The 15,560-nt window shown below is 54.2% G+C and carries 14 protein-coding genes and 1 pseudogene; 10 read left to right on the top strand and 5 right to left on the bottom strand.

Features of this window, described 5'->3' with window-relative positions; genetic code table 11:
• Positions 1-23: 23 nt before the first annotated feature.
• Positions 24-1,646: a helix-turn-helix domain-containing protein gene (locus F556_RS0118075; RefSeq protein WP_020618394.1), complete on the top strand. Its 1,623-nt coding sequence runs from the start codon at positions 24-26 to the stop codon at positions 1,644-1,646.
• 198 nt (positions 1,647-1,844) lie between these two features.
• Positions 1,845-2,612, top strand: coding sequence for a LysM peptidoglycan-binding domain-containing protein (locus F556_RS38830; RefSeq protein WP_020618393.1), 768 nt, complete (start codon positions 1,845-1,847; stop codon positions 2,610-2,612).
• A gap of 79 nt (positions 2,613-2,691) precedes the next feature.
• On the opposite strand, the gene F556_RS0118065 is transcribed toward F556_RS38830, so the two are convergent.
• The 3 genes from F556_RS0118065 to F556_RS0118055 form a co-directional block, all read right to left on the bottom strand.
• The gene (locus F556_RS0118065) at positions 2,692-3,576 is read right to left on the bottom strand and encodes an AraC family transcriptional regulator (protein WP_020618392.1); all 885 of its coding nucleotides are present in this window, start codon (positions 3,574-3,576) and stop codon (positions 2,692-2,694) included.
• Positions 3,577-3,638: 62 nt separating this feature from the next.
• The gene (locus tag F556_RS0118060) at positions 3,639-5,405 is read right to left on the bottom strand and encodes a sensor histidine kinase (RefSeq protein WP_020618391.1); all 1,767 of its coding nucleotides are present in this window, start codon (positions 5,403-5,405) and stop codon (positions 3,639-3,641) included.
• Positions 5,402-6,157: a response regulator transcription factor gene (locus F556_RS0118055; RefSeq protein WP_020618390.1), complete on the bottom strand. Its 756-nt coding sequence runs from the start codon at positions 6,155-6,157 to the stop codon at positions 5,402-5,404. Before F556_RS0118055 ends, F556_RS0118060 begins: the two co-directional genes overlap by 4 nt.
• Before the next feature lie 318 nt (positions 6,158-6,475).
• On the opposite strand from F556_RS0118055, the gene F556_RS0118050 reads away from it, so the two are divergent.
• The 8 genes and pseudogenes from F556_RS0118050 to F556_RS38825 all read left to right on the top strand — a co-directional run bounded on the left by F556_RS0118050 (position 6,476) and on the right by F556_RS38825 (position 13,270).
• Entirely contained in the window at positions 6,476-7,795 is a 1,320-nt protein-coding gene (locus F556_RS0118050) for an ABC transporter substrate-binding protein (protein ID WP_020618389.1), read from the top strand.
• A gap of 78 nt (positions 7,796-7,873) precedes the next feature.
• Positions 7,874-8,773 (top strand): carbohydrate ABC transporter permease, encoded by a 900-nt coding sequence (locus F556_RS0118045; protein WP_020618388.1) that lies wholly within the window; start codon positions 7,874-7,876, stop codon positions 8,771-8,773.
• Positions 8,773-9,612 carry a carbohydrate ABC transporter permease gene (locus F556_RS0118040; RefSeq protein WP_020618387.1) on the top strand — a complete coding sequence of 280 codons (840 nt, stop codon included), beginning with the start codon at positions 8,773-8,775 and terminating at the stop codon, positions 9,610-9,612. The genes F556_RS0118045 and F556_RS0118040 overlap by 1 nt, the downstream gene beginning before the upstream one ends.
• A 242-nt stretch (positions 9,613-9,854) precedes the next feature.
• A complete protein-coding gene (locus tag F556_RS0118035) occupies positions 9,855-10,064 on the top strand; it encodes a hypothetical protein (RefSeq protein ID WP_169447609.1) in 210 nt (69 codons plus the stop codon).
• 76 nt (positions 10,065-10,140) lie between these two features.
• Positions 10,141-10,668, top strand: coding sequence for a sigma-70 family RNA polymerase sigma factor (locus F556_RS0118030; protein ID WP_342663313.1), 528 nt, complete (start codon positions 10,141-10,143; stop codon positions 10,666-10,668).
• Positions 10,658-11,986 (top strand): hypothetical protein, encoded by a 1,329-nt coding sequence (locus F556_RS0118025; RefSeq protein WP_020618384.1) that lies wholly within the window; start codon positions 10,658-10,660, stop codon positions 11,984-11,986. The genes F556_RS0118030 and F556_RS0118025 overlap by 11 nt, the downstream gene beginning before the upstream one ends.
• A 265-nt stretch (positions 11,987-12,251) precedes the next feature.
• Positions 12,252-13,097 (top strand): annotated as a pseudogene (locus F556_RS0118020) (formylglycine-generating enzyme family protein); the annotation flags it as partial.
• An 89-nt stretch (positions 13,098-13,186) separates the two neighbouring features.
• A complete protein-coding gene (locus F556_RS38825) occupies positions 13,187-13,270 on the top strand; it encodes a putative holin-like toxin (RefSeq protein WP_281167912.1) in 84 nt (27 codons plus the stop codon).
• 187 nt (positions 13,271-13,457) lie between these two features.
• Here the strand turns inward: F556_RS38825 and F556_RS0118015 are convergent, their stop codons facing one another.
• Positions 13,458-13,853, bottom strand: a complete 396-nt coding sequence (locus F556_RS0118015; RefSeq protein ID WP_020618382.1) for a hypothetical protein — start codon at positions 13,851-13,853, stop codon at positions 13,458-13,460.
• Between the two features lie 22 nt (positions 13,854-13,875).
• Positions 13,876-15,432: a glycine betaine uptake BCCT transporter gene (locus tag F556_RS0118010; protein ID WP_020618381.1), complete on the bottom strand. Its 1,557-nt coding sequence runs from the start codon at positions 15,430-15,432 to the stop codon at positions 13,876-13,878.
• Positions 15,433-15,560: the final 128 nt, after the last annotated feature.

The following is a 15,560-nucleotide window of genomic DNA, read 5'->3' as shown; positions in this document are numbered from 1 at the left end:
GCATGTTGTGGAGCGTGAGACAGATGAGAGCATTGATCGTTGATGATGAGGCCCGAGTACGCCGTGCCATTAGCCTGCTTGTGGACTGGGAGACGCATGGCATTACGGATGTCAGGGAAGCCGCGAGCGGACACGAGGCGATCGCGCTTATTCAGGAAAGTGTCCCGGGACTTGTCATTATGGATATGATGATGGAAGATGGCCACGGCCTTGAGCTGATGTCGTGGATGAATGAATATGCGGATATGACCAAGTTTATCGTGGTTAGCGGGCATAATGATTTTGATTTTGTTCGAAGCACCGTGCGGCATGGTGGGGTCGATTATATCCTGAAACCAATTGAGCCGGAGACGATCAACGCAGCTGTGGCCAAGGCGGCCCGCTCCTGGCGCGAGGATGAGCACGAACGCGCACAGCAGCAGCGGCAGAGCATTCAACTCAACGAGTTCAAGCCCATCTATGGCGAGAAGCTCCTGTCTTCGCTCATTCATGATCCCGCCACCTCTGAATCCGCGATGCGGCGTCTCAAGCAGGAAGGTGTTATTCCCGAATCTGCTGGACACGTGAGACTGCTTCTGCTGCACCTGGACGCAGGGGACAAGCAGTTGTTGGAGCGGATGGGCAATGATATGGATCTGCTGCATTTTGTCCTGACTAACATCTGCAACGAATTCCTCCATCCGGAGCATCGCGGCACTGCCTTTAGTTACTGGGCTTCTACCGGCGGCGTGATCTTGCTGTTGTGGGACCTGGAGCAGGATGTCCAGGCATTGGTGGCGAGAATTAACGAAGGACTGTTTGTGACGCTGCAGAGAAGGATGCTCTTTGGTGTAGGCAGCGGCGGAGCATTGCCAGGCAGTTTGCCTGGGCAGTACAGTGAGGCTCTGCGCGGTCTAAGACGACGCAATATGCTGGATACCGGTTCGTATCTCCATGCCGCTGCGGCGGAGCAAGGGCTCCCGAAGCCTCCCGGGTTTTCCGGGATTCAGGATATGACTCGCGTAGCTGTACTCAGCGGCAGCAGCAGCCAGCTGGCCGAAGCGGCTCAAGGTTGGGTCGACGAACTGACCCGCTCCGGCACGGTTACCCCCGAGCAGCTGAGTCAGTGGAAAACCGAAGCCGCCTCCTTCCGGGCCGCACTGCTCCGGGAGACGGTAGCGGAGCAGGCTGCACCGCTGCTAACCGAGGCCGAGCGCGAGGACAAAGAGTACCCAGCTCCGGATGCTGACAGCTACACCTTCTCCCATTTTCTATGGCGGGATTGGGCCGAGGCTTGGCTGACCCGTCTCTCGCGAATGATAACCAGTCGTCAGAGCAGAGAGTCCTCCTCCACGTGGCGGGATATGCTTTCTTTTGTTGAAGAACGCTATACCGAAGAACTAGCGCTGCAGGACATAGCATCTGCCTTTAACGTCAGTCGCGAGTATGTATCCCGACGCTTCAAGCAGGAGTATGGCATTGGCTTCACTGATTATCTGACCGGCTACCGAATCGACAAGGCCAAGCGTCTCATGTCCAACCCGAACCTGAGCGTGACCCGGATTGCCGAGATGGTCGGCTACCGCGACGTGAAATATTTTAGCAAGGTCTTCAAGAAGCAGGAGGGCCTCTCTCCCAAAGCGTACCGGAGCCAACTCGAGAGCTGAGGAGGCGAGCATAGATTGCAATCTTTCGTTCGTCCTACGGGACGGACGATTTTTTGTGAAGATCTATCCCAATATGATTCCTTGTTACCAGGTAAATCTATCCTCTCGCCCGTTTCACCCTGCAAAAATTGTAGTAATATAAGAGTAAAGCCGTTTTTCTGTTCTTATGTCACACGAATCAAAGGAGATTGACCGCACATGAGCAAGAACAAAGCAAGCACTGCGGATGCCAGGGGCGGCCGGACAACCTTCTATGTCCTGCTCTCGCTGCTCGGCTTCCTGCTTGTCGTCTGTGCCGTCTTATACAGCATCTACCTGCAGCAGGCAGGAACCGCTCTGAGTCAGACGAATAACGAAGACACCGAACTCGCCGAAGGCTCTCTGGGGGGAGAAGAACCGACCGAGGCAACCAATGATCCATCCACGGAGCTATGGCCCGACAATGGACAAGCAGAGGGCATGCCGCGGGAAGGCGAGGATCCGATGCAGGAGATCGATGCACCCGGCATCGATCGCAGTCCGCCGCCTGAAGAGGAGCCCAGCCCCGATACGCAGGAACAACCCAATGAATCGGTCTCGCCGGGCAACGGCTTCCCAGCCACCTATCTGGTTCAACCCGGGGATACCTTATACAGCATCTCCAGGATGTTCTATAATTCGCCAGACTATGTCGATTTGATCGTGTCCCGCAATAATCTGGGCGGCCCCGACGGCCTCCGGGCAGGAGCGAATCTGACGATCCCGTCTCCGAAGAACGGCGGCGGCGGAGCCCAGGCACCCAGCTCCGGCGGTACATCCGGCAGCAGCACTGAGTCCAAAACGCATACCGTACGCGAAGGAGAGACTTTGTTCAGCCTCTCACGCCAGTATTATGGGGATAACAGCGGAGCCAAGCGAATCGCTGCACACAATGGCCTTGCAGAGGATCATCAGCTCCGTGTTGGCGAAGTGGTGCGGATTCCTTAGCGCTCGAAATGAAAAGGTACGGCATCCCAGAACTAGGGAGGCCGTACCTTTTTACTAACCGGTGAGCGTGCAATCTTGCTCATGTGAAGGTCATTCGATGGACAGGCAGCACCGCCTGGCCTTGTCGGAACTCGCTCGGGCTGCATCCCACGTGAAGCTTGAAGACCTTGGTGAAATAGCTTCCACTGGTAAAGCCGATCCGATGCGCAATCTCCTCCATCGACCAAGTCGAGGAACGGATGAGCTCGACCGCTTTCTCCAGCCGGGTCCGGGTGAGATGCTGGAGCGGCGTACGGCCCGTCGTTTTTGTAAACAGGCGCGTGTAATGATATTTGGATAAGCCCGCGTGCGCTGCGATTTGATCGAGACCGATAGCGAGATGGTAATTCTTTTGCATAAATTCAATCGATTCCTGTACGGCGGGGTGCCATTCATGCTCGGAGTAAGACGGGAGGCAGCTGAAGCGGTAGAGCTCCATGAAGAAGTGGTAGACCAGAGCAGACGCCCGGTACACGTCATGAATTCGGTTGCTGCTCGCCTCGTTATACAGATTGTTGATGGCGTGGATGACGGGACTATCCATAGGAATGACTGGAGTCGGCCCTACCTGCTCCAGCATGTCCTGCCACAACTGCTGTAGATGAAAAGGCCGAAAAAGAACGTATATAAACTCCCAGTACGTCGTGTCTGCCGGCATGTAGTACCGGTGATCTCCAGGTATCTCGACCAGGAGCGCCTGGTTCGAACCCACCTGATGGGACGTGCCTGCAATGTCGACCCTGCCATGCCCTGAGACTGTGTATTGAAACAGATACAGCGGGCCGTCTTGCCGGTGCAGGCCATGCCAGCTATACTCGGGATCCGTCACACGGTCATAGCCCACCGAGTACAACTGGTATAACGGCTGGTTTGCCCCCTCGGCAAAACGGTAGCCGTACATCCCGTGGCGTATGGATTTGAACATGCAGGCGCCCCTCCCGAACAAGCTGTCAGACCCGCTGACAGCTAGAAATATAACCTACTATATCATAGCGGGTTCGGAATCTCTATCGAGATGACCGTGCCCAAGCCCGGCTTGCTGCGGATGCGCATCGTGCTCCCTTCACAGCTAAGACGCAGCCGTCTATACGTATTGCGCAGGCCGATATGTTCGGAATCGGAAGATGGGATGGCCGCCTTCTCCCCGTCCGGAGTTAACGACTGCCGCACCTCGTTCAGCCGCTGGGCGGACATTCCGCAGCCGTTGTCGATGACATGGAGATGGATTCCGGCAACGCGCTGCTCCAGTTTGATTTTGACAAGCCCCCCAGCCTCCATCTCCCGGAAGCCGTGATAGATACTATTCTCCACCAAGGGTTGCAGCAGCAGCTTCATCGTCTTCAGCAGCTTGATTTCTTCGTCATATTCCAGAATAAGCGTGAATTTATCCTTGAACCGCTTCTTCTGAATGTTCACATAGCTTACGGTATTGGCGATCTCCTCGCTCCAGGTGACCGTCGCCGATGGCTGACTGAAGGAGTAGGATAGCAGATCCGATAAATCCTCAATCATGTCGCTTGCCCGGTTCGTCTTCCCCGTGAGTGCTACCGTCTCCCAGTAGATCGAATTCATCGTGTTGTACAGAAAATGGGGATTAATCTGAGCCTGCAGTGCCTGCATCTCCATGACTTGCAGTCGATATTTCTCTTCCGAGAGCTGCGTCCTTATATAGCGGTGTTCGATAAAATGAGCGACCATATTTTCGATAATATATGAATATTCATCCTTCACCTTGCTTGGCCGCTTCAAGGCGACACGGTTATTCTCTGCCTGCCGGAGCAGCCGGGTAATATTGAGGAGCTGCCGGTAATTGCGCCGGGTCAGGTAATACGTCAACGCCAGACCGCTCAGTAGGGCTAGCCCGCTGAATAGCAGCGTATACGACAAAATGCGCGACGGTGCCTCATACAGCGAGGTGTGGGGAATAATCGACACGTATTTCCAATTGTGACGGTCCGAACTGATTTTTGTCACGTTCACCAGTCCCTTGCTCGTCTCCAGGTCGAAGAACGTCGACTCATCCGCCACTATTCGCTCCAACAGCTCGCCGGTCGGCTGACCGCTCGGGTCATTGGCGAACAGAATCTGATTGTCTTCACTGAGCACCAGTATTTTCTGTCCTTCATAGGTTGTGACATCTCCCAGAAACGTCTCCATATAATCGGGCCGGATGTTCATGACAATACCAATCTGCCGTGGAACCAATGCCTGGTAGATGGTTACAAACGACGTCGGTTCCGTCTCGAATTCATATAGCTTCACCTCGCGCCTCACGGTCCACTCCTCGCTGCCTGGCGGCGGGCTCATGAAGGCTTCGAACCAGGCCATATCCCTAGACTCCCTCGGAGTAAGCAATCCGCCCAGAGAAGAAATATAGCGCTGGAGCGGATTGTCCACGTAGAAATAGACCGAGTGAATATACGGCTTGCCACTGGTCAATGCATTAAGATAACTATAGATAATCTGATAGGAGGTCGAGCTCTCATATGTGTAGGTAGGCTGCTGCAAAATGGTCGAGAGTTCGTTGAATACCTTGGGATTCTGGAATAACGCCAGCTTGAGGGAATCCAGCTCCCCGAGAATCAGCTCCAACTGCCGCTGCGATTGAAGCAAGAGATACTGACTGCTCTGGTTGATATCTCGTTTCATATCACGTTGCGTCGTCAGGAAGGAAAGCGAGCCAAGAATGATGAGCGGCAACAGCATGGGAATCAGGAAGGCAGCTAGGTTTTTGACAAAATACCGTTCCTTCATCTGGGACCCTCGCCGCCGCGGCAGGCGCTTGGCGTCGTACCATAGAAGCTTTTGAAGGTTCGTGTGAAATTCTTAGCGTTGCTGTAGCCAACCATTTCGCTGATTTCGTATGTTTTGTACTCGGTTGTCTGCAGCAGCCGGTAGGCGGTCTCCATCTTGGTCTTAATCAAATAATCGGTGAAGCTGCTGCCAGTTTTCTGCTTGAATAGCACGCTCAGATAATTGGGATTCAGATGCACTACGCGCGCTGCTTCCTCCAGCGTAGCTTCCTTATAGGACTGGTGGATATAGTCCTCAACCCGGCGGATGAGGATCCCCTTCTCTCGGTCGGCATGGATGTCCTCCACAGGTTCCGGCACAAGTAGACGCCGCTGTTCCTTCAACTCCTCCCCCAGTCTGCCGAACACCTCCATGAGCATCTGGTACTTCGCAGGCTTGAGAATATAGTTCTTGACCCGATATTGAAGCGCTTGCTGTGCATATTCAAACTCCCGGTAGCTGCTGAGAAAAATCAGCTGAATCTCACGTCGTTCCTTGTATAGCTGCTCGGCCAGCTCAATTCCCGACATCACAGGCATCCGGATATCTGCAAGGACGCAATCGACCTGCAAGCCGCCATGAATCAAGGTCAGCGCCTCCTGGCCGTTGCCAGCTTGTCCGACGACTCGGAACCCTACCGTATGCCACGGAAAATAAGCTGCCAGCGCTTCTCTGGCATCTGCCTCATCGTCCACTAGCAATAAATGATGCATGGTCTTCACCTCATGTTGGCTACACTTTCAGGATTGCCTCAAATGAGGCCTCAAGGTAACGGATCGTTCGATATCCTGAATTTTTATGTAGACGTAGTATACCACAGCACCTCCCCTTCCTCTCTCTGTTGATGACTTCTGGACTCAAGATCCATACATAAGGATACGTTCTCTGAGATAATGATACGTTGTAAGCGAATGTCTAATATATTGAGTCTTTTATCTAAGATTAGCTCCCTTACGCCGGTGCATAGACCGGCTTATACTTTGGATAAGCGTTTTCAAACGTAATCATTTCATCATCAAGGGGGATTCACAATGAGAAAACAATGGTGGACCGGATCGCTGGCAGTCGTGATGTCGGCAGCACTAATTGCCGGCTGCTCCGGCGGCAACGGAACGGCCGGCAGCGGCGAAGACAACGGTGGGCAAGTGACGCTGCGCTTCAGTTGGTGGGGCGGCGACGGACGGCATCAGCAGACATTGGAAGCGATTGAAGCGTACAAGCAGGTGGCTCCGAATGTCCGGATTGAACCAGAATACCAGGGCTTCGACGGCTATGAGCAGAAGGTGAAAACCCAATTAGCCAGCTCCACCTCGGCAGATATCATGCAGCTGGACGTCCCATGGATGGAGGATCTGACGCAAAGCGACTTCTTCCTCGATCTCAGTGACCAGAGTGAACTCTCGCTTGATGAGTTTGATGCAGATTTCTTGACTAATTTCAGTACCTATAACGACAAGCTGGTGGCCCTGCCCAGCGGCGTCAACGCCTATGCGCTAGTCATTAACAAGACGGCAGCGGACGCATTGGGCGTGCCGACTGATATCGAATGGGATTGGGAGACCATCTATGAAGAGGGCAAGAAGCTGCACGAGCGTGACAGCTCCAAGCATCTGCTGCTGGCTGACCATGGGGTGCTGATGCAGGATTTCAACAAATTCCTCATGCAACGGACAGGCGAGCAATGGGTGCAGGAGGATTACACGCTTGGATTTACCCAGGAAGACGCAGTCGCTGCGCTAACCTGGCTCGATGAAGCCATGCGGGCAGGCGTCTATCAGCCGCTCGGCGAGGCCGATCTGTTCTACGGCAAGACGGAGCAGAACCCCAAATGGATCAACCAGGAGATCGCGATGATCTCGGCCATGAGCAGCACCTTGCTGCCCCTGCGCTCCGTATTTCCCGAGGATGTCGAAGTGATAACCGCACTACCGGTCATCGCCAAGGATGCGAAGGACACGGCTGTTCAGGTACGACCATCTCAGCTCTATGCTATTAGCGCCAAGTCCCAGCATCCGGAGGAAGCGGCTGCCTTCCTGAACTGGCTGCTTCATGATGCCGAAGCGGCAGCCATTCTAGGCGACGTCCGTTCGGTGCCAGCCTCGTCTGCCGCTCAGCAAGCCGCAGTGGATGCTGGCAAGATCGATCCGGCGATAGCCCGTGCTGTCGAGATGGGGCTAGCCAACGCAACGGGTTTGCTCGACAACGCACTCTCTACCAATTCGGAGGTCACCTCGATTCTCCAGGATTCGATTGAGAAGGTTGCCTTTGGCCGGGCTACGCCGGAGCAAGGCGCAACGGAGCTGATTGCTGCGCTGGAGCGTAAGCTGAGCGATCTGCAAGCTAGGCAATAAGACATCTGCGGACACGGCAGGCCTGATAGGGGCTGCGTGTCCCTGCTATCGCATGCGCAAGAGAGGAAGTGATTTCCGTTGTTCAAGCGAACGAAACGCAAGAATTACCGGTATATCGGTCTACTTTATATTCTGCCTTGGCTGATCGGCTTGATGATTTTTCAGCTCTACCCGTTCTTTATGTCGTTCTATTATTCCTTTACGAATTTCAACATGGTGGCGCCGCCAAGCTTCATAGGGCTGGATAATTACAAGGAAATTTTCACCAATGACCCCGGCTTCACACAGGCACTCAAAGTCACCAGCCTGTATGTCATCCTGGCCGTACCGGTCAAGCTGGCCTTCGCCTTGTTCATTGCCTTAATTCTCAGCGCCAAGCTGAAGGGCATCAATTTGTTCCGTACGGTCTATTATCTGCCCTCGATTCTCGGCGGCAGCGTAGCAATTGCCGTATTATGGCGCTTCCTGTTCATGCGGGACGGCGTGGTCAACAATATGCTTGGCAATCTGGGCATCCCGTCCATCGACTGGCTGGGTAATCCGGATGTCGCACTCTATACGCTGGGCTTGCTCTCCGTATGGCAGTTCGGCTCGTCCATGGTCTTGTTCCTTGCGGGCATCCAGCAGATTCCTGGGGATTTGTACGAGGCTGGCTCCATTGACGGAGCTTCCAAGACCCGGATGTTCTTCAAGATCACCGTACCGATGCTGACACCGATTGTGCTGTTCAACCTGATTATGCAAATGGTTAATGCGTTCCAGGAGTTTACCGGCGCTTTTGTCATCACCAATGGCGGGCCAATGAAGTCCACGTATCTGTATGCGTTGAAGCTCTATGAAGAAGCCTTCACGTTCTTCAAGATGGGCTATGCCTCAGCGTTGTCGTGGATATTGTTCGTTATTATCATGGTCGTCACGGGTATTATCTTCAAGACGTCCAACCGCTGGGTCTACTATGAGGATGGGGGGAAGAGCTAATGCGCAGCGAACCACGCAACAAGTGGCTATCCTACCTTCTGCTCATCTTGTTCGGACTGGTCATGATCTACCCGCTGATCTGGCTCTTCGTCTCCTCGTTCAAGACCAACCAGGACATTTTTGGCTCCAGCCGGCTGTTCGCGGACACGTACGTGTGGGATTCGTATAAGTTAGGCTGGCAAGGTACGGGGCTGTATGGGTTTGACACCTTTTTCAAAAACACGTTGATTCTCGTCATCCCCGTCGTCATCTTCACCATCGTCTCCAGTGTCATTGTGGCGTACGGCTTTGCCCGCTTCAATTTCCCACTGAAGACGCTGCTGTTCTCGCTCATGATGGCGACCCTGATGCTGCCGGATGCGACCATCCTGATTCCACGGTACATTCTGTTCAATGAACTGGGTTGGCTGGACACGTATCTGCCGTTCATCGTCCCTGCGGCGTTTGCCACCTCGGCGTTCTTCATCTACCTGATGATCCAATTCTACCGGGGGCTGCCGCGCGATCTTGATGAGTCAGCGACCATCGACGGGTGTAACTCGTTCACGATCCTGACTCGTGTGCTGTTACCACTCTGTAAACCGGCGATCTTCTCAGTTGGCCTGTTCCAGTTTATGTGGACGTGGAATGATTTCTTCAACTCCATCATCTACATCAGCAGTGTCAGCAAGTTCACCGTCTCCCTGGGCCTGCGGCTCTCACTGGACGCCTCCTCGGCCGTCTCCTGGAACCAGGTGCTGGCGATGTCCGTGGTCGCAGTTCTGCCCTGTATCCTGCTGTTCTTCCTCGCGCAAAAGTATTTTGTTGAGGGGATATCCACCACTGGCCTTAAAGGCTAGTGGAGTTCATTTAGGCGCCGCAGCTTCGTCTGCGGCGTCTTTTTGCTGTGGACCGGGAGCAGCATCTCACCCCTATTTATTTCCGGGGCAATAAAGCCAAACTAAAAAAAAGGTGATACCCTAAAGCCAAACCGCAGCCATGCGCCGTCTAATAGTTAGATCGATTGCAACAGGGCATGGTATTCTAGCCTGGAATAGCGTTTCTGTGGCTGCTGCGAGGCAGGGCTTGACTCACTGTGAGAATGACAATGACAGGAATAGAAGCAGGCTGGTGGGGGACTGGTGGGGGACTGATGCATGCCGGCGAGAAGAGGGCTCGGCTGGGACGTGTGCGGGGGCTGCAGTTAAAGAAACTTTACTTGGAGATCTCGATTGGGACGTGTGTGGGGGCTGCAGTTAAAGAAACTTTACTTGGAGACCTCGGCCGGGGCGCGTACGGGGGCTGCAGATAAGGAAACTTTATTTGGAGATCTCGATTGTGGCGCGTACAGGGGCTGTGGTTGATAGGCAAGAGCTGAAGGGGTGATTGTGATTATTGAGTTGGTACGACAGGCACAACAAGGCGACGAAGATGCGTTTCTCGCTGTTTTTCAAACTTATGAAGCAGACCTATACCGCACCGCCTATGTGTATATGGGCAATACCGAGGATGCACTGGATGTCGTGCAGGAGGCTGCTTACCGTTCCTTCAAAGGGATCGGCAGCTTGCAAGAGCCGCGTTATCACAAAACCTGGCTGATCCGCATTACAATCAGCTGCGCCATCGATATGCTGCGTAAACGCAAGCGGGAGATCGCTTGGAAACCGGAATATACCGAGCGGCTGGCAATTCCGGAGAGCGAAGACGTGCCGCTTACGCTCACGTTGAGGCAGCTTATCGACACACTGAATGCGGATGAGAAACACGTAATCATTCTGCGATTTTATTATGACTTGACCATCAAGGAGGCTGCTGAACTGATGGAGGTGCCGTTAGGCACTGCCAAGACATTGTTGTACCGGGCGCTGGGCAAGCTGAGAAGCCGTGTGCAGGAGGAGGGACAAGATGGATTCTAATAAGGTAAAGAAAGAGATGGAGACGATTGAAATCCCTGCTGCTCTAAGGGAGCGAAGTCGCGCTGGTATTGGGCAGGCAGCGGTGGAGTCACGGATGGCGATGGATCAGCAAGCCGGTAATGAGCAGCGGGTTGGGAACCAGTTGGAGCAGCTAGATAGTGACGCACGACGTGCCAGCAATGAGCGGCAGACCAAGCCGAGACGACGGCGGCTTTGGACAGTCGCCTCGCTGGCCGGGGCGTTGGTGCTGGCGGCCGTGCTCATCCAGCAGCCCCAGGTATGGGCGGCGCTCGCTCGCGCGCTTCAATTCGTGCCAGGCATCGGCATCGTACAGGAGGATTCTGCGAACCTCTATGTGCTGGAGGAGCCTGTGCGGCTAAGCGTCGGAGAGGGTTCGCTGACAATCACTGGCGGCATGTCTGATGAACGCGAAACCTACTTCACGATTTACGGCCAGAAGACCCGTGTGCCAGATCATTTGGTGTTAACCAATGAACAAGGAGATAGCTACGAGCTGACAAGCTCTACGACTATCAGAGGCGGTGACACGTGGAGCTCCGGCTATTGGTTCAAGGGTCCCGTCGAAACGAAAGGCCAGGTCCGACTGACAATCCCTCTTGATCAACCAATCGAAGTAGATGTCGATCTTGCTCCGGCCGATTCTGTTGCCAGCTACGAGGATCTCGGGCCGACCCAGATCCATCACGGACTCTCGATTACCGCCGCACACCAGCGAATCGGCGCTCAGTTACGAGTGACACTCTTAACTCCTTCTGGCGCCGAATATATAATAAACAATTATGGTATCCATGGATTTTACGGAGGAGACCCTGTGCTGCAGGTGACCAACCCGGAGGGCAAGCAGGTGGAAATCACCAGGGACATGGGCGTCACCGGCCCGGCTCGGGAGTTCTACATCCCGCTAACCGGCGGAGATGACCCGTACGAGCTGACGCTGCCGGAAGTACTCATCGAATATCCCCTGGAGAGCGTTAAGATCAAGATGCCGACAGAGACCCACGAGCAGTTGAACCGCGAGGTAGAGTTGGCCGGTTTCCCAGTTACTCTCACCCGCACAGAGCGTGTCGAGGATCGACTGCGGATCTACGTGGATGTCCATTATAATCCTGATGCACCTGTATCGCTGCTTCAGCTCGAACTGCAGGGACAGAGTCATTCGGCACATTATGACGAGACGACAGGAGCATTCCTATACCTAGAGTTCGATGCACCGGCAGGCAAGAACGAGGTAACCCTCCATCTGGAGAGACCTGTCGCTGTCGTGCGGGGACCTTGGGTATTCGAGCTGCAGCCCTGACCAGCTACTTCCCTTCCCCGCGCACAGCAGCGCATGGCTCCAGTCCCGCGATGTATGATATGATGTGGGCAGACAATGTTGGACGGAGGGATCGAGCGTGGAACCTAAGAAACCCTGCTGCGCGGCCGGGAGAGCCGCTGTCAGCCTAACACCTCAGGAGGCTTCAGAACATGCGCTTCATCCGAGTTCGGGTCATCCCGAGGTTTCAGAGTCCCCTGTCAGCACTGAGACTGCTGGCACCAAGATACATTTGAACTGGGCCGAGCTCGCAGGCGGCACATTCCGGATGGGCAGCGACGACCCGGACGGCTTCCCTGCCGACGGCGAAGGCCCTTCCCGCGAGGTATCGGTCCGCCCATTCCGGATCTCGTCCTACGCTGTGACTAATGCGCAGTTCCGCCAGTTCGTCGAAGCCACGGGTTATGTAACAGAAGCGGAACGGTTTGGCTGGTCGTATGTTTTTCATCTGCTAGTGTCAGAATCCACCAAGGCAGCAGTGAAGCAAGCGCCGCATGAGACACCGTGGTGGTATGCCGTGCAAGGCGCAGATTGGGCTCACCCCGAGGGACCGGACTCTGACATCGAAGCGCGGCTGAATCATCCCGTCATTCATGTATCGTGGAACGATGCCGTGGCTTTCTGTGACTTCACGGGCACGCGCCTGCCTACTGAAGCGGAATGGGAATTTGCGGCTCGGGGTGGACTGGCGGGCAGACGCTATCCGTGGGGGGACGAGCTGAAGCCTGGCGGTGAGCACCGCTGCAACATCTGGCAAGGCCGCTTCCCAGTCAAAAATTCAGCGCAAGACGGCTATATTGGAACCGCACCCGTGGACACGTATGAACCTAACGGCTATGGCCTGTATAACATGTCCGGCAACGTCTGGGAGTGGTGTGCCGACTATTGGAGTCCCGGCTATCATCACGAGACCTCTGCGGATAATCCATTCTACAGCCGTCAGACGGATCGACGCTCCATGCGGGGCGGCTCCTACCTGTGCCACCGTTCCTACTGCAATCGGTATCGCCTCGCCGCCCGCAGCTCCAATACACCGGACACCTCGACAGGCAATGCTGGCTTCCGGGTTGCTGCAGATCGGTTGAATCCCTAACTTACAGTAGGGCTAAAACTCACAAAAAAGATCGCTCTCCAGCCCTGCGTTTGGCTTTGGAGCGATCTTATTGATATACAACAACGTTGATGATTGCGTTCGGTATGTTTACGATTTCACTTATCGGACTGATCGTTAAAATCGTGCTTGCCATAACCAACAAAAAGAAATAGACCGCCCCGCCCAAGGAATCGGTCTATTCTCACGACTGTTATCCGATAGCCGACCGCTCTTAAAAGCGGCTGTGTATCCGGGGGCTGTTAACGCAGCTCCCTTTTTCTATTGTAAGCATATCACAGGTAGTTTAGACGTGCAATTACATCTTAGGTCGCATTGGCCAGACTGTTCCATCTGCTGAACCTATTCACCCACTACAGCATACGTGCATCTCAACTGCTCGCCGTCTTGCACATAGTGAAGCTGTAGTTGCTCTTCCTCACGTGCGATCATCATTTCTATTGGTTCAGTAGGTGGATTGTTCAGGTTCAGTGTCAGTCGCTCGCCTGTCTTGACGTAGGTGCCGTAGGCCATCTGCACAACATTGCCCTCGTGGGCCTCTGTCGATACGCCCCCCTCTGCAGGGGTCATTCCCCGCATAAACCGCACGCCGGCATAACACGGCTCTGACCCGCTCACCAGCTCCCAGCGTCCTTCGACATCGATGTCGCCAGGCGGGTTCACGAACATCATATATCCTCCAGCCGCTAACGCCAGCACGACGACTCCCACCGACAATCCGATCCAACCACGCTTCATGGCTGCCTACTCCTCCCTGAATTTAGTCCTCCTCACGTTCCAGTAAGCGTTCCAGCTTCTGCAGTCGTTTACGCTCCTTGCGCCTGCTGTCGTGTACCTCTCGCTTCAGTGCCTTGTAGATGGAATACATCATGAGCAGCAGAATTACGGTAAACGGCAGTGCGATAACAAGCGAGGCCGTCTGCAAGCCGCCTAACCCCGTCTCTGTGAAGATGAGCGCTCCAGCAATACCCGACATGAGCAAACCCCAGATGACTTTAACGGAGATCCGCGGGTTCTGTGTGCCACGCGAGGTCAACATGCCAAGCACGAAGGTTGCCGAGTCGGCAGAGGTAACGAAGAACATCGTAATCAGCAAGATGGCGAGGACACCGATGAACGTCCCCCAAGGCAAATAATTCAAGGTGACAAACAAAGCCGAGGTCATGTCTTCTTCTACGGCCGCAGTAATCGGTAGTTCCTGAAAAATCTCCATATGCAGCGCTGTGCCGCCAAAGATGGAGAACCACACCATACTTAGCACGGTCGGTACCAACAACACGCCGCCCACGAATTCCTTGATCGTTCGTCCCTTGGAGACACGTGCGATGAACGATCCAACAAACGGTGCCCAGGCAATCCACCACGCCCAGTAGAAGATCGTCCAGTCCCCAACGAATGTACCCTGGGAAAAAGGCGTCATCAGGAAGCTCATCGTTACGATGTTGCCCAGATACGAGCCGATGGTTGCCGTCAAGTTGTCCATGATGAACAAGGTTGGACCCGTAATCAGCACAAACAGCGCTAGCATGCCTGCCAACGACAAGTTCATATTACTGAGATAGCGAATCCCGCGGTCCAGACCACTGATTGCGGAGAGCAGGAACAACATCGTCACGACGAGGATAATGATCAGATTCACGCTCGGATTATTAGGAATCCCGAACACATACTCCAACCCGCCATTGATCTGCAGCGTCCCCAAGCCAAGTGACGTCGCGACTCCGAAGGCAGTGGCGACGGATGCCAGAGTATCAATCCCTTTGCCCAGTGCGCCGTCTACTCGCTTGCCCATGATTGGCCGAAAAGTCGCACTAATCAGCCCCGTATCCCCTTTGCGGAATTGCGTATACGCGATAGCCAGGGCAATCACCGTATAGATGGCCCATGGCTGCAGGCCCCAGTGGAAGAATGAATAACGCAGAGAAGCGCGGGCTGCCGCAGGTGTCTCTGGAGCTATGCCCTCTGGAGGCGTAATGTAATGATAGATCGGTTCGGCCACGCCGTAGAAGACGAGACCAATCCCCATGCCGGCCGAGAACAACATGGCCAGCCAAGTGAAATAAGGGTACTGCGGTTCATCATTGTCCTTGCCCAGCCGAATGCGGCTGGCAGGGCTGAAGAACAAGAAAATGGCGAACATCAAAAATAAAAATGTCGTCGTCAGATAAAACCAGCCAAATGTGCTGGTTACAAAAGCATAAGCCTCTTCGGCCACGGAAGCCAAATTGTCTGGTAACAGAAAGCCCCACCCTACAACTAATAGCACCACTACTACCGATATGTAGAAGACGGCTCCGTTTTCCCTTTGTTTCCTCATGCTATGCCTCCCTGTCTGTCTAACTCAGATGACTCTCTTGTCTCGTTTCTCATGCCAATTATGTATGACAGGCAGAGCCCGTCTTGATATTGTAACCGTATCGCCTATCTCTCTAAACAATTTTTGAG

Source organism: Paenibacillus daejeonensis DSM 15491, from assembly GCF_000378385.1.
Lineage (GTDB): Bacteria > Bacillota > Bacilli > Paenibacillales > Paenibacillaceae > Paenibacillus_D > Paenibacillus_D daejeonensis.
The sequence above is the reverse complement of the archived record's forward strand: the minus strand, read 5'-3'. Positions and strand labels throughout refer to the sequence as shown.